Here is a 16,458-nt window from a genome sequence, read left to right as displayed (position 1 = left end):
CACTGTTCAAACCCACTGGAAGGCGAAGGAAAATGGAAGAGAAAAACACGCAGACACTCAGGGAAGTGACCGTCTGGGACCGCTCCACGCGCTGGTTCCACTGGATCAACGTTCTGTCCATCATCGGCCTCATGTTCGTCGGGATCGCGCTCCTCAACGGCAAGTCGCTGGGCGTGAGCCCCGAGGGCAAGGTGCTGCTGAAGACCGTGCACGTCTACATCGGCTACGCCTTCGCGCTGAACCTGGCGTGGCGCATCGTGTGGGGCTTCCTCGGCAACCACTACGCCCGCTGGACCACCACCTTCGCCTTCGGTCGCCGCTACATCCTCCGGGTGCGCGACTACCTGGCCGGCGTGCGCGGCGGACGCCCGCCCGCCTACGCGGGCCACAATCCCCTCGGGCAGCTCATGGTGGCGGCGCTGTTCATCCTGCTCTCGGTGCAGCTGGTCACCGGCCTGGTCCTGGCGGGCACCGATGTCTACATGCCCCCCTTCGGCGGCTATTTCGCCGAGTGGGTCACCGGGGGCGACGCGGAGCGCATGGCCGCGCTGACGCCGCTGAACAAGGAGGCGGTGGTGGCGGGCGCCTACGCGGAGATGCGCGAGTTCCGCTCCCCCTTCATCGAGACCCACGAAGCGGCCTTTTACCTGCTGCTGGCGGCGATCCTGCTGCACGTGGCGGCGGTGGTGGTGACCGAGCTGCGCGAGCGCAGCGGGCTCATCTCGGCCATGATCAACGGCCGCAAGGTGCTCGCTGAACGGCCGGTGGACGAGCGCGCCTGAGACTCCGACACCTGCGATCGGCAGCGGGGCGGCGGAGGCCGCCCCGCTGCGTCAGGCCCGCCGCGGGGCGCATTCCGCCGGCCCGATCCCCTGCCGCCCGCCGGCACCCGCGGGCCCAGCGCAGCCGCCGCACCGGGCACCAACGACGCCCGCGGTCTGTGTAGCCTTTGTTACAGATCCGCGCCCCCAGGGTGATTACCTTCCGTCCCGTGGTTCCAATCAACCGATGACGGAGGCAACCCATGCAACGGATGAAGTTCTTCATCGATACCCATGACCGGTCCAGCGAAACCTTCCCCGCCGGCCTGACGCCCGCGCAGTTCGAGCTCTTCTTCGCCCAGTACGAGCAGGCCTGCTACGCGGAGGGCGTCGTGCCGCTGCGCGTCCATGTCGGCTATGAAGAGGGGAAGGCCTTCTGCTTCACCATGGCGCCCGACGCGGAGGCGGTGCGCCGGGCGCACGAACGGGTCGGTCTGCCCTTCGAGTGCATTACCGAGGTCACCACGGCGACCCCGGGGGACACCTTCTTCCGGCGGGCGGCGGCGTAGGGGGGCGGAGAACCGGCCGCGCCGGCACCGGTGCGGCCGGTTCTCCGGGTGGAACGACGTGATGAACATCGGAAACATGGGCGTGATCGGGGTGGGCGCCACGGCGCTGCTGGCGGGTGTCGCCGTGCTGCTGGCCATGGTGCGCTACGATCTCGGCCCGCGGGCGCGGCTGGAGCGGGGCGGCTGGTGGCTGCTGGCCACGGCGCTGGGCACGGGGATGGCGGCCTTCGCAGTGAAGCTCGGCATCATCCTCGCGGTGGCGAATCTGCCCGGGGTGCTGGTCGATCCGCTGATCACCCGGGTGCAGACGGCGCACCCCGCGCGCGCGGCCGGGCCGTCCGTCGCGACCCCGGGGCCGCGGCGCTATGTCTGGCAGCGGCTTCCCTCCGCGGCGCCGGCGCCGGCCCCCGCGCCGGTGGCGGGAGCGGCGGACTACCCGTGGCGCGCCCTGCCGGAGGCGGCGCCCGCGCCGGCCGGGAATCCGACCACGCCGGCCCGGGTGGCGCTGGGCGAGCGGCTGTTCTTCGACCGGCGGCTGTCCCGCGACGGCACCGTCGCCTGCGCCTCCTGTCACGAGGTGCCCGGCGGCGGCGCCGACGGGCGCCCGACCTCCGTCGGCATCGACGGGCGGACGGGCGGCCGCAACGCCCCGACGGTGTGGAACGCCGCGTTCCAGGCGGTGCTGTTCTGGGACGGCCGCGCCGCCTCCCTGGAGGAGCAGGCCCGGGGGCCGCTGGTCAACCCGCTGGAGATGGGCATGCCGTCCCTGGCGGCGGTGGAAGAGCGGGTGCGGCAGGATGGGGACTACCGCGAGGCCTTCACGGCGGCGTTCGGTCCCGGGGAGCCGATCACGATCGACCGGATCACGGCGGCCATCGCCGCCTACGAGCGGACGCTGATCACCCCCGACGCGCCCTACGATCGGTTCGTGCGCGGCGAGCTCGACGCCCTCACGCCCGCCCAGCTGCGGGGCATGGCCCTGTTCCAGGCCGTGGGCTGCGTGCTGTGCCACTCGGGGCCCAACTTCAGCGCCGCCAGCGTCTTCGAGCCGCAGGCGCCCCTGCGCATCTTTCCCGCCTTTCCCACCCCCTACGAGACCCGTTACGGGCTGACCGAGGACAGCGGCGCGGCACCGCCCGGAAGCCCGCGCGGCAGCTGGCGCGTCCCCTCGCTGCGCAACGTGGCGCTCACCGGCCCCTGGTTCCACAACGGCTCGGTCACGGAGCTGGAGGAGGCGGTGCGGCTGATGGCCAACGTCCAACTCGGGCGCACGGGACACCTGCTGATCTGGTCCGCGGGCGACCGGGTGCTGAGGGAGGTGGATCGGCCGGAGCTGGGCGAGCGGGAAATCGGCGACCTGGTGGCCTTCCTCCATGCCCTGAGCAGTGACCGGCTGGCGGAGCGCACGGAAGGGGCGGGTAAAACCCCGCCCGGGGCGGTAAGCTATCCGTCCGCCGGCGCCGCGCCGCGGGCGCGGTGAGCGGCGCACGCCGCGTGGTCCGGTTGCATTCGGCAGGGGAGTCGGGAATGGGGTATCTGAGCGCCGTCCAGTCCTACCTCGGCCTCTCCTCCCCGGGCATGACGCTGCTCGGGGAGGGGCTGCGGGGGGTGCGCTTCGAGCGGCCCACGGCGGTGATCCACAAGGGTCAGCGCGTCTCCGGCGCCTACCTCGTCACCCGCGGGCGGCTGCGGGTGTTCACCTACACCCCGCACAGCACCGAGGCGACGCTCTATTTCATCGGCGCCGGCGAGACCTGCGTGCTGGCCCTCAACTGCCTGTTCAACGATCTGCGCTACCCGGCCTGGGTCGAATCCGACGCGGACACCGAGGTGGCGATCATCCCCGGTCCGATCTATCGCCGGTTGTTCGAGCGCGAGCCCGCGGTGCAGGACCTGACCGTGAAGACCCTCTCCACCCTGGTGTTCCGCCTGATGGGGGAGATCGAGCAGATCCACGCCTGTACCCTCGACCAGCGCCTGGCCGGCTTCATCCTCGGCCACGCCTCGGCCGACGGGGTGCTGCCCATGACCCAGCAGGCGCTCGCCGGCCACCTGGGCACCAGCCGCGAGGTGATTGCCCGGCTGATGCAGGGTTTCACCGCCCGGGGGCTGGTGAAGACGGGGCGCGGGATGATTACACTGATCGACGCCGCCGGCCTGGCGGAGGTCGCCCGGCCCGGCTGACCAGGCGATGGCGGCATCGTGACCGGAATGGCAGGAATGGAACGGCGGCGCCCGCGCCGGGCAGGCCCGCCGCACGACACGCACGGGAGATGAAGATGCAGCAGCTCGACGCCAGGAACCTGCAGTGCCCCTTCCCCGTGCTGCGGGCCAACCGCGTGCTCGCGGCCCTGCCCGCCGGCAGCCGGCTGGAGGTGCTGGCCACGGGGGCGTGCATCGAGGAGCACTTCCGGGTCTACTGCGAGCGCAACGGCCATCTCCTGCTGGAGTACAGCGAGACATCCGGCGTTCACCGGCTGCTCATCGAGCGGGGCGAGGGTCCGCCGAAGCGGCCGCGCTGACCCGGTCGGCGCACGGCAGCGGGTCCGGCCCCGTTCGCGCGGGGGCCGGGAGCCCGAACTGCCGCTCAGGCGGCGCTGGGCTGGAGGTCGCCCGAGGCGGAGGCCATGTCGCCGTACAGCGAGGCGAGCAGGTCCAGCCGGGTGAGGATGCCCACCAGCGCGCCATCCCCGTTCACCACCGGCAGGTGGTTGATGTGGTTCTGCGCGAACAGCAGGAAGGCGTCGGTCAGGTGGGTCTCTTCGCGGGCGAGGATGAGCGGGCGGGTCATGATGCGCTCGGCGGTGTTGCGCGCCCGCCCCGCCACCGCCAGCCGGACATGGCGCACCAGCGTGTCGCACAGGCGCCAGTTGGCGCTCTTGAGGAAGTCCGCCACCGTGACCATCCCCAGCAGCCGCCGCTGCCCGTCCACCACCGGCGCGCCGCGGATGCCGCGGGTGCGCAGCAGCTTCCAGATCGCCTCCAGCGAGTCGTCGGGAGCCACCGTCACCACCTCGCGGGTCATGATGTCGCCCACGGTGATGTCCCCCAGGCGCCGGCGCTTGGCGTGCAGGATCGCCAGGGAGTAGATGCGCTCGAGGTCCTCGCCGGTCACGTCGATGTAGCCGTCCATGGAGCGCAGGGCCGCGGTCAGGTCGTCCTCGGTGAATCCGAGCCGCACCGGCGGCTGCCCGCCGTGGGGCGAGGGGGCCTTGGCGGGCATGGAGAGGTTGTAGGGGTAGTGGCGCAGCAGCACCACCCGGTTGATGAGCAGCGCCGCCACCAGCAGCACGCCCACGTTGGCCAGCACGGGCATGAGGACGAAGCCGTAGCCCATGCCGTGGATCGCCTGGTCGCCGATCACCGCCAGCAGCGCGGTGGCGCCGCCGGGCGGGTGCAGGCAGCGCAGGTAGTACATGGCGGTGATGGACAGCCCAACCGCCAGTCCCGCGGCGATGTGGAAGTTCGGCACCTCCATGGCGCAGAACACGCCGATGAGCGCGGAGACCAGGTGCCCGCCCGCGAACGACCAGGGCTGGGAGAAGGGGCTGTGGGGTGCGCCCAGCAGCAGCACCGTGGAGGCGCCCATGGAGGCGATCATGAACGGCGTGACCACCGGGCCGAGGGTGTGGCTCGCGATCCAGGCGGTCAGGAAGATGGCGATGAACCCGCCGAGGCCGGAGATGATCCGCTCCCGGTGGGTGGTCGTCACCTGGCGTGGAAACAGGTAGGAAACGAGGTTGTCGGGTCTCATTGCGCGCCGTGGCCGCTGACGCCGGTTCACCGGCGGACAAAAAAACCCAGTGTACGGGTGGGTAAAAGCCTGGATACCCCCAAATGGGGATAGGCGCTGCCCGGAAGGGGTAGGAGCGTTGGCGGCGCGACGCCGGCGCCGCGGCTCTGCTATTGTTCCGCGACCGGGCGCCGAGGGGCCCCGGGCACCCCCGCCACCCGAGGTTGCGGCATGACCATGAAGCGCAATGTCTTCCTGCTGGCCTTCTGCCAGGCGATGATGATGACGGGCAACTCTCTCATCGTCGCCACCGCCTCGCTGGTGGGCTACCTGCTGGCGGAGGACAAGTCGCTCGCCACCATCCCGCTGGCGCTGCAGTTCCTCGCCACCATGCTCACCACCGTCCCGGCCTCCTTCACCATGCAGCGCCTCGGGCGGCGCAACGGCTTCCTCATCGGCGTGGCGCTGGGCGGCGCCGGCGCGGCGACCGCGGTCGCCGCCATCCTGGCGCAGGACTTCCGGCTCTTCTGCGCCGCCACCATGCTGGTGGGCATGTTCAACGGCTTCGGCATCTACTACCGCTTCGCCGCCGTGGACGTGGCCACCGAGCACTACAAGCCCAAGGCCATCTCCTACGTCATGGCCGGCGGCGTGGTGGCGGCCTTCGCCGGGCCCAACCTGGCCAACTGGACCAACGGCTGGCTGGGCACGCCGGAGTTCGCCGGCAGCTACGCCGCCCTGCTCGGTATCTACGCCCTCTCGCTGGCCGCGCTCGGCTTCCTGCGGGTGCCGAAACCGGCGCCCGCCTCCGACCGCGAGCCGGGCCGCCCCCTGGGCGCCATCCTGCGCCAGCCCGCCTTCGTCGTCGCCGTGCTCTCCGGCATGCTCGGCTACGGCATCATGGTGCTGGTCATGACCGCCACCCCGCTGGCCATGAAGGGCCACGCCCACAGCTTCGGCGACACCGCCTTCGTCATCCAGTGGCACGTCTTCGGCATGTTCGCGCCGTCCTTCTTCACCGGCGCGCTGATCCAGCGCTTCGGCGTGCTGAACATCCTGATCACGGGGGCGCTGCTGACCCTGGGGTGCGTCGGCGTCAATTTCCTCGGCACCGACATGTCGCACTTCTGGCTGGCGCTGTTCCTGCTCGGGGTGGGCTGGAACTTCCTCTTCGTCGGCGCCACCGACCTGCTGACCGAGACCTACGCCGAGAGCGAAAAGGCCAAGGCCCAGGCCTTCAACGACTTCATGGTCTTCACCACGGTCACCGTCTCCTCCCTCTCGGCGGGGATGCTCCAGTACAACTACGGCTGGCAGACGGTCAATGCCGGGGTGCTGCCCTCCATCCTGGTCATCCTGGCGGCGGTGACGTGGCTCAAGGCGCGGCGGGCGCGGGCGATCGCCGCGGGGTAGGGCGGGGCGGGACGGTCGGCCCGCACGGGCCGGGGAGCCGTGCCGCTCACCCGCGGGCCGCCATCTGCGGCGATTCGAAGGTGAGGGTGGGCAGCAGGAGCCACTGCTCGGGCGCGCGCCGTATCAGCGACTCCAGGAGTTCGGCCACGACCTGGGCGATCTCCGGCAGCGCCGCCCGGCGCGCCTCCGGGCCGCGGCCGTCGAGCTCGATCCGGATCGGCTCCTCGAGCCGGGCGACGATCCCCTCGCGCTCGCGGAGCAGCACGCAGGGCAGCAGCATGGTGCCGGAGGCCGCGCCCAGCGACAGGAAGCCCGAGGAGATGGGCCGGGGCGCGCCGAACAGCGAGGCCGGCTGGGCCGGGTGTCCCCGGTAGACGAAATCCGGGTAGGTGCACAGCACGCCGTTCCGGCCCAGCGTGGCGCGGATGGCGCGCACCGCCTTCAGCCCCCCGCCCGCGATCCGGTCCTCCGGCAGCCCGCCGCCGTCGATGGCCTCGATGCCTTCGCCGTAGATGGTGAACGGGCGCTCGCGCAGCAGCCGCCGGATGCACATCACCGCGTCCGACAGGGTGACGGTCATCGGCGCGACGATGATCGTGGGCGCCCCGGCGGTCTCGTCGAGCCACTCCCGGCCGGCGACCCGGAAGCGGCCGGGCTCCGCCGCCATCGCCCCCGACTGCCAGCGGGCCTCGCGCCAGGCGCACCAGAGCTGGTGTTCGAAGAACCGCTCCACGCCGGCCCCGTCCGTGGCGCCGACCCGGGACAGGGCGCGCCGCACGAAGTCCGCCTCGCCGTAGGGATCGGCGCCGGCGAGGTAGCCGGCCAGCGCGCCCAGCCGTTCGAACGGCAGGTCCGCGGCCAGGGTGCGCAGCAGCGGATCGAAGGCGATCTCGTTCAGTGTGTCGTGCAGGCTGCGTTGCCTGGTCATCGCAGGCTCCCGGCGTAATCGATCAGGGCGTCGCTACCGGCCAGCGACAGGGAGATGCGGTCGAAGGCGAGCTGCGCCATGGCGCACGCCTCCGGCCACAGGGCGTCGATATCCCCCGCGTGGGCGAGGCAGGTGCCGCCGCAGAGGGCGAACCAGATGCAGTCGGCGCAGGGGTCGTTCCGGTCCATGTCCCGCGAGCGGATGCGCTCCGCCAGCGGCGCCGCCCGCGCCGAGGCCAGCGAGCCGCCGGCCATGTGGCCCAGCCCGCCCAGCGGGCCCACGGGGTCGATGCAGTCGCAGGCCTCGATGGTCCCGTCGGCGGAGACGGACAGCAGGTCGCGCCCGGCGCCGCACCGGGCGCGCATGCACATGTTGTGACCGGGGCCGCGCAGGAAGTTGTCCAGGTACTTGGTCACGGGCTTCACCGGGAAGCCGCTGAACTCGCCGCCTTCCACCGCGGCGAACAGCGCTTCCCAGCCCCGGCCGAGGGCCCGGGCGTCGAGCTGCAGCCGGCCGGCGAGGTCGCGGCCCCGGCCGATGGGCTGGAACAGGCTCCAGTCCCAGGACGCCATGCCCAGGTCGCGGAAGTGGCGCGCCGTGGCCAGCAGCGACTCCTGGTTCAGGGCGGTGATCGTGCTCAGTACCCCGCAGCTGCGCACGAAGCGGGGAAAGCGCCGCAGGCACTCGGCGAACAGGGCATGGCTGCCGCCCCCGCCGTGACCGACGCGCAGGGCGTCGTTCACCGGCGCCGGGCCGTCGATGGACAGCCCCCAGAGGATGTCGTGATCCAGGGAGAACCCGGCGATGCGCCCGTCCAGGCGGGTCATGTTCGTCTGGCCGGAGAAGCTGATCGCCTTGCCCTGGGCGCGCGCCTCCGCCTCGCCCCGCAGCACGATCCGCTCCACCAGCTCCCACACCAGCATCGGCTCGCCGCCGTGGAGGATGACCCACAGCCGCTCGGGGCACAGCTCCAGCGCCTGGGCGATCGCCCGCTGGGCGGTCTCCTCGTCGATCACCCGGGCGTGCTCGACCTTCTCGAAGTCGTAGCAGTAGCTGCAGGCCAGGTTGCAGGCGTTGGTCAGCTTGAGGATCAGGGTATTGAGGCGGTCGAATGCCGGGCCGGGTTCGTCGACCCCCACCTTCCCGTCGACCAGCAGGCGGCGCAGCCGCTCAACGCGCGCCCGGACCTCCGCCGGAACCGGGGCCAGCCCGTCCGCCGCGAGCAGCCGGAGAAAGGGCTCCTCTTCCGCCGCCAGCGAGAGCCAGCGCCCGGACCGGCGGTCGACCACGAGCAGGTAGCGGCCGCGGGGCAGCAGCCGGAGACGGGTGGGATCGAGTCTCATCGCATGCCGCGGGGCAGGTGAACGAACCTGCCCCGCGCGGCGCCGGAACGGATCAGCGTTTCTTCCGGGGAGTCTTCGCCTTGCCGTGCATGCTGGGATAGGACAGGGTCTGCACCCGCATCTGCGACTCGACGTGTTCGTTGGCGAGCTCGGGGCGGGTCAGGGACACTTCCTGGTCGAACTCCTGCATGACCGGGTCGACGAAGTCCTCGATGCGGTCCCGCTTGTCGCAGCAGGCGCGGGTCCACTGGGCCCACACGCCGGCATCCGCGGCGGTGCCCTTGACCAGGGAGTCGATGGCGACCTTGTTGACGCCCACGGGACGGAGCTCCTTGGGCATGGCGTCGAGCATCCGGCTCGCTTCCTCCGCGATGTACTTCTCGACCTCCCTTTCCGACATCGCATGCAGCTTCATCGATTTCGGTGCACGAATACGCAGCGTCTTGCTCATGGTTTCCCTCCTTGGGCGGCACTGTCAGTTCGAATCCGCGTCCACTCTTCCGACGCTTAGTGAATACTAGGCGAAGACCGGGCGGATGCAAGGCGGCCGGCCATTCAGCGGCGTGGCTGAAGGCGGGAGAGTCGTTGCCGGTTACAAGTCAAGCGGAGATTCAAGGGTAATGGCGCCCGCGCCGGAGGCGCGACAACTCGGACAACAACACAGGGGTACAAACCCCGTTTCAGGGAGCATGGACGATGAAACGAACCCTCAGTGTGGCGACCGTCGCCACATTCACCCTCCTTCTTGGCTGTGCCACCAGCCCGGACAAGCCGCCCACGGCATCGGTCTCCAGCCTGGAGTGCCGGGACTACAACTGTGAGCAGGTCGCCATGGAGATGGAGCGGGTCACCGACCGCGCCAACGAACTCCACGGAACCCTGAAGAAGAAGGCGGACAATGACACCGCGCAGATGGCGGTGGGGATGCTGCTCTTCTGGCCCACCCTCTTCTTCCTGGAGGGCGGCGACGGGCCGGAGGCCACGGAATACTCCCACCTGAAGGGGGAGCGGGATGCCCTCGAGAAGGTGGCCGTGGAGAAGCAGTGCGGCGCCACCGTGCCCACCATCCAGGAGGTGCCGGCCGGGTGACCGCCAACCCCCCGCTGCAGGAGGCTTCAACCCCAGCAGAAGCGGGTTGATGCGTCCTTCAGGGCCAAGCAGGAACCGCCTTCGGGCGGTTTTTGCTTTTCAGTGATCGTCGTTTCCCGGGTGGGCTGAAAGGGAGCGGAGGGAATGAAGAATATCCCTCCGTCTCCTTTTAACCGTTTGCGATGAAGTACGCCAATGGCGTATAGTCTGCATGATGCTGACGATCATCGAGTCTCCACTGTTCACGAAACTGTGGCCGGATTACTGGTCGGAAAGCGAGCGTGGAGAATTCGCGGCGTTCATCGCAGGCAATCCGGAGGCCGGTGATCTGGTGCCCGGTTCGGGCGGATGCCGAAAAGTCCGGTGGGCTCGGGCGGGTTCCGGGAAGCGGAGTGGGGTGCGGGTCATCTACACCACGCGGCTCGCCAACGGCGCGATTGTCCTGCTGAACATCTATGCCAAGAGCGCACGGGAGAACATCCCACCGGATGTGTTGCGAAAGATTGCGGAGGAGATGGGCCATGCCACGTCCTGAGAAAGAGCTGCTGGAGCGGGACGCACAGCGCAACCTCGGTGAGGAGCTGCTGCAGGCCATCCGGGACGTGAAGGCCGGGCGGTACGGGGCGAGCTACGGGGTCGAGGCGAACGATATCGTGGAGACGCGCCTGAAAAGCGGTCTGTCCCAGGCCCAGTTTGCCGCGGCGTTGAACATTTCGCCCCGGACCCTGCAGCAGTGGGAACAGGGTCGGCGCCGCCCCTCGGGCGCCGCCGAAACGCTGCTGAAAATCGTTGCCCGACATCCCGAAATTCTTCGCGAGGTCATGGCGGCCTAGACGCACGGCCAAGGCGCGTCATTCAGGCAGTGCCCAGGCCCGAGGCAAGGGTCGGGAAGTGGGGCTAGAGTGGAACGCGGGCGGGCAAAGGATCGTCGGCAGTCAACCTGTTCCCGTTGTCTACGTTAAGGTCGAGACAGTGATACCGTGGTTCTGTCAGAGCTGCAGCATGGCAGATGCCGGGCTTCTTCATGAGTGAGAGCCGGGGGGACTCCGGGAAGCCTGTGAAGTCGAGGCAGGCAAGGGCGGCTGGTGTGCTGTACTTGGCGTGTTGTCTATGTGAGTTGATCCCCGCTGGGTACGGCATCCTTGACGGAACGGGATAAGGCGAGGGGGTGCGAATGGAACGCATTTGTCACCGACCCCATTTCGACTGAAATGAGTGAAGAATGCATTTGCAATGAGTATGGCGATCTCCCGCTGGAGATGACTGCCATCGAACAGCGTGAAAAGGCGTATTCTAGAATGCGGCCTAAATTGCGCCAGTTATCCCAGAAAGTGATCGAACGTTGGTACGAACACTATCGGCTATACAAGTGCGATGTATGCGGTCAGTATTGGCAATCAAGCATTTCCCCAGGCATTGAAGAAGGTTGGTATCTCTTCAAAGTCCCGAAGATTTCAGTAAAGGCCTGGAAAGAACAGCCATATGTGGCCCCTGGCTTCATCGTGCAATTCCTCGAACAACAGAAAGAGTATCTTTCAAAAAAGTTTGAAACGCAGGAAAAAACGTGTAACGAGGTTGGGTGCGATGCACGCGCCATGACAGGGGCGTTGAAATGCCAGTATCACCAGTTCGTTCAGCTCAGCAGACACGGAACTATGCGAGAATCGCCCTCCGGGCGTTGGTTTTCGCCATATCAACCGGACCTATTGAAACCAAAATTACCCTAATAAAAATCTCTAAGCAAAGAGTGAGTAATGACAACAGGTAATTATAAAAACTCTCGTTTGTCACTACCCATTATTTTGCCTTTTTATGCATTTACTATTGCTGTGCAGGGTGCAAAACGACGGCGTTCTTTAGTCAAGCGTTGAGTGTGGGGAAAAATGAAGCACGTTGAAATAGAAACGGATGGATCGTGCTACAGGGCCGCTATCAGGATTGAAAGCGGGCCAACTGAGCATGTGACATTCAGAACCATTGAGTCTGCATCAAAAGCGGAAATCGAAGCGGTGCTAATGGAACTTGGGTTTCATGGGCGTGATATCCTCGATGCTTTCGCCCTTGCTGAAGGGAGAGGCGTAAATACCCCCCATCCCTTTTTTGAAAAAGCATTGGAAATTGCGAAAAAATCAGAAAAATAGTCAATACCAATTGGTAATTATAATGATTCTGGTTTGTCACTGACCCTCTTTATCGATTCACTCTGCCAGTTGAAGATGGCGCTGTAAAGTGATTTCAATCTATCTACAGATTAAACGTGAATCACACATACTATCATTTCACATTTCAATAATTATCCCAAATAATGCAAGTGTACATAAAACAAACAAATGTGCTGACGAGGTCAAGTCTTGTAATCAAGCAGTTGGAGAAGTGTGAGAAGAGTACGTCACGCGTTCATCCGGGGCCGTGTCTTGCAAAGCGCCATCAGGTGAGAACGATGTCCTCGTCATCGAACACGCACCGCTCCCCCGCATCCAGGTGATGCTGGTCGAAGCGGTCGATTTCGGTGACTGGCAGGGTGATGAGGGTGCCGTCTTCTAGTTCCATCCCTACACTTCCGGGGTGACGTGACGACAGGGGCCCGTTCGGTAGGAAGAGAGGTCCCGGGTGGTGGACTGGAAGGAGAGTCCCACGATGGCCCAGAGCGGGCCGCCTCCGCCGCCGTAGCTCGCTTCAGAGCGAAAAACGGTGCGCCGTCCACCGATGAGCGCCATCGTTCCGGGCTTGATGGTGTCGTAGAGGTCGTCCATGTCCTGTCACCTCCAGGCAGATAGACAGCCTTCTATGGGGTATACCCCAGATTCGGCGCCAACCACCGCTCCGCCTCCTCCACGGTCATCCCCTTCCGCTCGGAGTAGCTCTCCACCTGGTCCTTCGCGATTTTGGCCACGGAGAAGTACTTCGACTCGGGGTGGGCGAAGTAGATGCCGGAGACCGCCGCGGTGGGGACCATGGCGTAGCTTTCCGTCAAGCTTAGACCAATCCTGGTTTCCACATCGAGGACCCGCCAGAGCAGCCCCTTCTCCGTGTGCTCGGGGCAGGCGGGGTAGCCGGGGGCGGGGCGGATGCCGGTGTACTTTTCGTGGATGAGGGCGTCGTTGTCGAGCGTCTCGTCGGGGGCGTAGCCCCAGTACTCCTTGCGCACCCGCTCGTGGAGCCACTCGGCCAGGGCCTCGGCGAGGCGGTCGGCCAGGGCCTTGAGCATGATGGCGTCGTAGTCGTCGTGGGCGGCCTCGAACTCGGCCACCTTGATGTCGATGCCGATGCCGGCGGTGCAGGCGAACAGCCCCACGTAGTCGGTCGCTCCCCGCTCCTCCGGGGCCACGAAGTCGGCCAGGCACTGGTTGGCCCGGCCCTTGGGCTGGGCCTTCTGCTGGCGCAGGAAGTGGAGGGTGGCGAGGGTCTCCGCGCGGTCCTCGCCGGCGTAGAGGGCCACGTCGTCCAGGTCGACGCTGTTGGCGGGGTAGAGGCCCACCGCGGCGCGGGCGGTTAGCCAGCGCTCACTCACGATCACCTTCAGCATCTCCTGCCCGTCGCGGAAGAGCTGGCGGGCGTGCTCGCCCTTGTCGGCGTCGTCGAGGATGGCGGGGTAGCTGCCGCGCATCTCCCAGGCGTGGAAGAAGGGGGTCCAGTCGATGTAGGGGACCAGGGTGGCCAGGGGGATGTCGGTCAGGGTGAGGGTGACCGTGCCGCCGGCGCGCTCCACCCGGAGGGGGCCGGTTTCGTGGAGGTGCCGCGCCAGGAGGGACGCCGCGCCTTCCGCCTCGGCACGCTCCTGGAGGGCAATGGTGCCCTCCGGCAGGTCGAGGAGCCTCGGGCGGGGCGGGGTGTAGGCGTCCCAGTCGACGGGGGCCCGGTTGGCGCGGGCCTCGGCCAGGGAGACGAAGCGGGTGGCGCTCTGGCGGGCGGCGAAGTCGTCCCGCACCCGCTCGTACTCGGCGACGATCTCCTCCACGTAGCCGGCCTTGAGGTCGTCGCTGATGAGCTTCTGGGCCACGCCCACGGCGCGGGAGGCGTCCTTCACCCACACCACCGGCTGCTCGTAGCCGGGGGCGATCTTCACCGCCGTGTGGGCCTTGGAGGTGGTGGCCCCGCCGATGAGCAGCGGCGTGGCGTAGCCCTCCCGCTGGAGTTCCTTGGCCACGTGGGCCATCTCCTCCAGCGACGGGGTGATGAGGCCGGACAGGCCGATGAGGTCCACCTCGCGGCTCTTCGCCTCGTCGAGGATCTTCTGCGCCGGCACCATGACGCCGAGGTCGATGACCTCGAAGTTGTTGCACTGGAGCACCACGCCGACGATGTTCTTGCCGATGTCGTGGACGTCGCCCTTGACCGTGGCCATGAGGATGCGGCCCTGGGCCTTGGCGCCCTCCTGCTTCTCCGCCTCGATGTAGGGGATGAGGTGGGCCACCGCCTTCTTCATGACGCGGGCGGACTTCACCACCTGGGGCAGGAACATCTTGCCCTCGCCGAACAGGTCCCCCACCACGTTCATGCCGTCCATGAGCGGGCCCTCGATCACCTGGATGGGGCGATCGAAGGTCAGCCGCGCCTCCTCGGTGTCCTCCTCCACGAAGGCGTCGATGCCCTTCACCAGGGCGTGCTCCAGGCGCTTCGCCACCGGCCACTCGCGCCAGGCGAGATCCTCCTTCTTCGCCTCCACGCCGCCGCCCTTGTACTGGTCGGCGATCTCCAGCAACCGCTCGGTGGCGTCGGGGCGGCGGTTGAGCACCACGTCCTCCACCCGCTCGCGCAGCTCGGGCGGCAGCTCGTCGTAGACCGCGAGCTGGCCGGCGTTGACGATGCCCATGGTCATGCCCGCCTCGATGGCGTGGTAGAGGAAGACCGAGTGGATGGCCTCGCGCACGGCGTTGTTGCCGCGGAAGGAGAAGGAGACGTTGGAGACCCCGCCCGAGATCATGGCGTGGGGGAGGTGCTCCCGGATCCAGCGGGTGGCGTCGATGAAGTCCACCGCGTAGTTGTCGTGCTCCTCGATGCCGGTGGCGATGGCGAAGATGTTGGGATCGAAGATGATGTCCTCGGCCGGGTAGCCCACCGTCCCGGTGAGCAGCCGGTAGGAGCGCCTGCAGATCTCCCGCTTGCGCTCCAGGGTGTCGGCCTGGCCCTGCTCGTCGAAGGCCATGACGATCACCGCCGCGCCGTAGCGGCGCAGCAGCCGGGCGTGCTCCAGGAACTGCTCCTCGCCCTCCTTGAGGCTGATGGAGTTGACGATGCCCTTGCCCTGCAGGCACTTCAGCCCGGCCTCGATGATGGACCACTTGGAGGAGTCGAGCATCACCGGCACTCGGGAGATGTCGGGCTCGGAGGCCAGCAGGTTGAGGTAGGTGACCATGGCCCGTTCGCCGTCGAGCATGGCCTCGTCCATGTTGATGTCGATGACCTGGGCGCCGTTCTCCACCTGCTCCCGGCACACCTCCAGGGCCTCGCTGTAGTTGCCCTCCAGGACGAGGCGCTTGAACTTCGCGCTGCCGGTGACGTTGGCCCGCTCGCCCACGTTCACGAACAGCGAGCCGGTGGTGATGTTCAGCGGCTCCAGCCCCGAGAGGCGGCAGGCGGGCACGGTCTCCGGCACCCGGCGCGGCGGGTGTTCGGACACCGCCGCGGCGATGGCGCGGATGTGGTCCGGGGTGGTGCCGCAGCAGCCGCCGACGATGTTGAGGAAGCCCGCGGCGGCCCACTCGCCGATCTCGGCGGCCATGGCCTCGGGGGACTCGTCGTACTCGCCGAAGGCGTTGGGCAGCCCCGCGTTGGGGTGGGCGGAGACGGGCACGTCGCAGATGCGGGAGAGCTCCTCCACGTGCTGGCGCAGCTCCCGGGCCCCCAGCGCGCAGTTCAGCCCGAAGGAGACCGGCCGGGCGTGGCGCAGCGAGTTCCAGAACGCCTCGGCGGTCTGGCCGGAGAGGGTGCGCCCGGAGGCGTCGGTGATGGTGCCGGAGATCATCACCGGGACGCGCGGCGTGCCGGCCTCGAACAGCCCCTCCAGGGCGAACACCGCCGCCTTGGCGTTGAGGGTGTCGAAGATGGTCTCGATGAGGATGAGGTCCGCGCCGCCCTCCAGCAGCCCGAGGGCGGCCTCGGTGTAGGCGGCCACCAGCTCGTCGAAGTGGATGTTGCGCTTGCCCGGGTCGTTCACGTCCGGCGACAGGGAGGCGGTGCGGTTGGTGGGGCCGAGCACGCCGGCCACGAAGCGCGGCCGCTCCGGGGTGCCGAAGCGGTCCGCCGCCTCCCGCGCCAGCCGCGCGGCCGCCAAGTTCAGCTCGTGCACCAGCGCCTCCATGCCGTAGTCGGCCATGGAGACGGCGTTGGCGTTGAAGGTGTTGGTCTCGATGATGTCCGCGCCGGCTTCCAGGTAGCCCTCGTGGATGCCGGTGATGACGTCCGGGCGGGTGAGCACCAGCAGGTCGTTGTTGCCCTTCAGGTCCGACGGCCAGTCGGCGAAGCGCTCGCCGCGGTAGTCCGCCTCCTCCAGCTTGTGGCGCTGGATCATGGTGCCGGTGGCGCCGTCGAGGACGAGGATGCGCTCGCGCAGGAGGGCTTCGATGGGGTGGGGCTGCTGGGTCATTGCTCTGGGGCTTCTTCGGGCTGCAAAGGGATCGTG

Annotated in this window: 18 protein-coding genes; 11 read left to right on the top strand and 7 right to left on the bottom strand. The window is 67.8% G+C overall.

Features of this window, described 5'->3' with window-relative positions; genetic code table 11:
- Positions 1-32 precede the first annotated feature (32 nt).
- The 5 genes from DFQ59_RS08900 (at position 33) to DFQ59_RS08880 (ending at position 3,852) form a co-directional block, all read left to right on the top strand.
- Complete coding sequence (locus DFQ59_RS08900) at positions 33-782, top strand: cytochrome b/b6 domain-containing protein (protein ID WP_114279345.1); 750 nt, start codon at positions 33-35, stop codon at positions 780-782.
- Between the two features lie 242 nt (positions 783-1,024).
- Positions 1,025-1,330 (top strand): DUF4242 domain-containing protein, encoded by a 306-nt coding sequence (locus tag DFQ59_RS08895; protein WP_114279344.1) that lies wholly within the window; start codon positions 1,025-1,027, stop codon positions 1,328-1,330.
- 61 nt (positions 1,331-1,391) lie between these two features.
- Positions 1,392-2,810, top strand: coding sequence for a cytochrome-c peroxidase (locus DFQ59_RS08890; protein ID WP_114279343.1), 1,419 nt, complete (start codon positions 1,392-1,394; stop codon positions 2,808-2,810).
- Between the two features lie 47 nt (positions 2,811-2,857).
- Positions 2,858-3,514 (top strand): Crp/Fnr family transcriptional regulator, encoded by a 657-nt coding sequence (locus tag DFQ59_RS08885; protein ID WP_114279342.1) that lies wholly within the window; start codon positions 2,858-2,860, stop codon positions 3,512-3,514.
- A 95-nt stretch (positions 3,515-3,609) separates the two neighbouring features.
- A complete protein-coding gene (locus DFQ59_RS08880) occupies positions 3,610-3,852 on the top strand; it encodes a sulfurtransferase TusA family protein (RefSeq protein ID WP_211314853.1) in 243 nt (80 codons plus the stop codon).
- A gap of 65 nt (positions 3,853-3,917) precedes the next feature.
- On the opposite strand, the gene DFQ59_RS08875 is transcribed toward DFQ59_RS08880, so the two are convergent.
- Positions 3,918-5,084 (bottom strand): HPP family protein, encoded by a 1,167-nt coding sequence (locus tag DFQ59_RS08875; protein ID WP_114279340.1) that lies wholly within the window; start codon positions 5,082-5,084, stop codon positions 3,918-3,920.
- A 210-nt stretch (positions 5,085-5,294) separates the two neighbouring features.
- Here DFQ59_RS08875 and DFQ59_RS08870 point away from each other — a divergent pair, with 210 nt between their 5' ends.
- On the top strand, positions 5,295-6,476 hold the full coding sequence (locus DFQ59_RS08870) for an MFS transporter (protein ID WP_114279339.1): 1,182 nt from the start codon (positions 5,295-5,297) through the stop codon (positions 6,474-6,476).
- A gap of 46 nt (positions 6,477-6,522) precedes the next feature.
- Here the strand turns inward: DFQ59_RS08870 and DFQ59_RS08865 are convergent, their stop codons facing one another.
- From DFQ59_RS08865 to DFQ59_RS08855, 3 genes are read right to left on the bottom strand one after another with little or no spacing between them, the layout of a single operon-like run.
- On the bottom strand, positions 6,523-7,404 hold the full coding sequence (locus DFQ59_RS08865) for a lysophospholipid acyltransferase family protein (RefSeq protein WP_114279338.1): 882 nt from the start codon (positions 7,402-7,404) through the stop codon (positions 6,523-6,525).
- Positions 7,401-8,747 (bottom strand): radical SAM/SPASM domain-containing protein, encoded by a 1,347-nt coding sequence (locus DFQ59_RS08860; RefSeq protein WP_114279337.1) that lies wholly within the window; start codon positions 8,745-8,747, stop codon positions 7,401-7,403. Before DFQ59_RS08860 ends, DFQ59_RS08865 begins: the two co-directional genes overlap by 4 nt.
- A 52-nt stretch (positions 8,748-8,799) precedes the next feature.
- Positions 8,800-9,198: a hypothetical protein gene (locus tag DFQ59_RS08855; protein WP_147275206.1), complete on the bottom strand. Its 399-nt coding sequence runs from the start codon at positions 9,196-9,198 to the stop codon at positions 8,800-8,802.
- Positions 9,199-9,443: 245 nt separating this feature from the next.
- On the opposite strand from DFQ59_RS08855, the gene DFQ59_RS08850 reads away from it, so the two are divergent.
- The 5 genes from DFQ59_RS08850 (at position 9,444) to DFQ59_RS19525 (ending at position 11,977) form a co-directional block, all read left to right on the top strand.
- On the top strand, positions 9,444-9,836 hold the full coding sequence (locus DFQ59_RS08850; protein WP_114279335.1) for a metal ABC transporter ATP-binding protein: 393 nt from the start codon (positions 9,444-9,446) through the stop codon (positions 9,834-9,836).
- Positions 9,837-10,047: 211 nt separating this feature from the next.
- Complete coding sequence (locus DFQ59_RS08845) at positions 10,048-10,371, top strand: type II toxin-antitoxin system RelE/ParE family toxin (protein ID WP_425451009.1); 324 nt, start codon at positions 10,048-10,050, stop codon at positions 10,369-10,371.
- Positions 10,358-10,669 carry a helix-turn-helix domain-containing protein gene (locus DFQ59_RS08840; RefSeq protein WP_114279334.1) on the top strand — a complete coding sequence of 104 codons (312 nt, stop codon included), beginning with the start codon at positions 10,358-10,360 and terminating at the stop codon, positions 10,667-10,669. The genes DFQ59_RS08845 and DFQ59_RS08840 overlap by 14 nt, the downstream gene beginning before the upstream one ends.
- Positions 10,670-10,978: 309 nt before the next feature.
- Complete coding sequence (locus DFQ59_RS19530; RefSeq protein ID WP_211314852.1) at positions 10,979-11,563, top strand: hypothetical protein; 585 nt, start codon at positions 10,979-10,981, stop codon at positions 11,561-11,563.
- Between the two features lie 156 nt (positions 11,564-11,719).
- Positions 11,720-11,977: a hypothetical protein gene (locus DFQ59_RS19525; RefSeq protein ID WP_147275204.1), complete on the top strand. Its 258-nt coding sequence runs from the start codon at positions 11,720-11,722 to the stop codon at positions 11,975-11,977.
- Positions 11,978-12,263: 286 nt separating this feature from the next.
- On the opposite strand, the gene DFQ59_RS20495 is transcribed toward DFQ59_RS19525, so the two are convergent.
- Genes DFQ59_RS20495 through metH form a run of 3 tightly spaced genes read right to left on the bottom strand, consistent with a single transcriptional unit; the run spans position 12,264 to position 16,422 of the window.
- A complete protein-coding gene (locus DFQ59_RS20495) occupies positions 12,264-12,386 on the bottom strand; it encodes a hypothetical protein (RefSeq protein WP_281268240.1) in 123 nt (40 codons plus the stop codon).
- A gap of 2 nt (positions 12,387-12,388) precedes the next feature.
- A complete protein-coding gene (locus DFQ59_RS08835; RefSeq protein ID WP_114279333.1) occupies positions 12,389-12,589 on the bottom strand; it encodes a hypothetical protein in 201 nt (66 codons plus the stop codon).
- A gap of 32 nt (positions 12,590-12,621) precedes the next feature.
- On the bottom strand, positions 12,622-16,422 hold the full coding sequence (gene metH, locus DFQ59_RS08830; protein WP_114279332.1) for a methionine synthase: 3,801 nt from the start codon (positions 16,420-16,422) through the stop codon (positions 12,622-12,624).
- Between the last annotated feature and the right edge of the window lie 36 nt (positions 16,423-16,458).

Origin of the sequence: Thioalbus denitrificans (genome assembly GCF_003337735.1) — a bacterium.
GTDB lineage: Bacteria > Pseudomonadota > Gammaproteobacteria > DSM-26407 > DSM-26407 > Thioalbus > Thioalbus denitrificans.
Note: the sequence above shows the minus strand (reverse complement) of the source record. Positions and strands in the feature narration are given on the sequence as shown.

Bases quoted from the DNA above. Each gene is read 5' to 3' on its own strand.
- DFQ59_RS08855 (WP_147275206.1), bottom strand. From the start codon at position 9,198: ATGAGCAAGACGCTGCGTATTCGTGCACCGAAATCGATGAAGCTGCAT.
- DFQ59_RS08900 (WP_114279345.1), top strand. From the start codon at position 33: ATGGAAGAGAAAAACACGCAGACACTCAGGGAAGTGACCGTCTGGGAC.
- DFQ59_RS08895 (WP_114279344.1), top strand. From the start codon at position 1,025: ATGCAACGGATGAAGTTCTTCATCGATACCCATGACCGGTCCAGCGAA.
- DFQ59_RS08870 (WP_114279339.1), top strand. From the start codon at position 5,295: ATGACCATGAAGCGCAATGTCTTCCTGCTGGCCTTCTGCCAGGCGATG.
- DFQ59_RS08845 (WP_425451009.1), top strand. From the start codon at position 10,048: ATGATGCTGACGATCATCGAGTCTCCACTGTTCACGAAACTGTGGCCG.
- metH (WP_114279332.1), bottom strand. From the start codon at position 16,422: ATGACCCAGCAGCCCCACCCCATCGAAGCCCTCCTGCGCGAGCGCATC.
- DFQ59_RS08890 (WP_114279343.1), top strand. From the start codon at position 1,392: ATGAACATCGGAAACATGGGCGTGATCGGGGTGGGCGCCACGGCGCTG.
- DFQ59_RS20495 (WP_281268240.1), bottom strand. From the start codon at position 12,386: ATGGAACTAGAAGACGGCACCCTCATCACCCTGCCAGTCACCGAAATC.
- DFQ59_RS08865 (WP_114279338.1), bottom strand. From the start codon at position 7,404: ATGACCAGGCAACGCAGCCTGCACGACACACTGAACGAGATCGCCTTC.
- DFQ59_RS08875 (WP_114279340.1), bottom strand. From the start codon at position 5,084: ATGAGACCCGACAACCTCGTTTCCTACCTGTTTCCACGCCAGGTGACG.
- DFQ59_RS08880 (WP_211314853.1), top strand. From the start codon at position 3,610: ATGCAGCAGCTCGACGCCAGGAACCTGCAGTGCCCCTTCCCCGTGCTG.
- DFQ59_RS08835 (WP_114279333.1), bottom strand. From the start codon at position 12,589: ATGGACGACCTCTACGACACCATCAAGCCCGGAACGATGGCGCTCATC.
- DFQ59_RS08860 (WP_114279337.1), bottom strand. From the start codon at position 8,747: ATGAGACTCGATCCCACCCGTCTCCGGCTGCTGCCCCGCGGCCGCTAC.
- DFQ59_RS08885 (WP_114279342.1), top strand. From the start codon at position 2,858: ATGGGGTATCTGAGCGCCGTCCAGTCCTACCTCGGCCTCTCCTCCCCG.
- DFQ59_RS08840 (WP_114279334.1), top strand. From the start codon at position 10,358: ATGCCACGTCCTGAGAAAGAGCTGCTGGAGCGGGACGCACAGCGCAAC.
- DFQ59_RS08850 (WP_114279335.1), top strand. From the start codon at position 9,444: ATGAAACGAACCCTCAGTGTGGCGACCGTCGCCACATTCACCCTCCTT.
- DFQ59_RS19525 (WP_147275204.1), top strand. From the start codon at position 11,720: ATGAAGCACGTTGAAATAGAAACGGATGGATCGTGCTACAGGGCCGCT.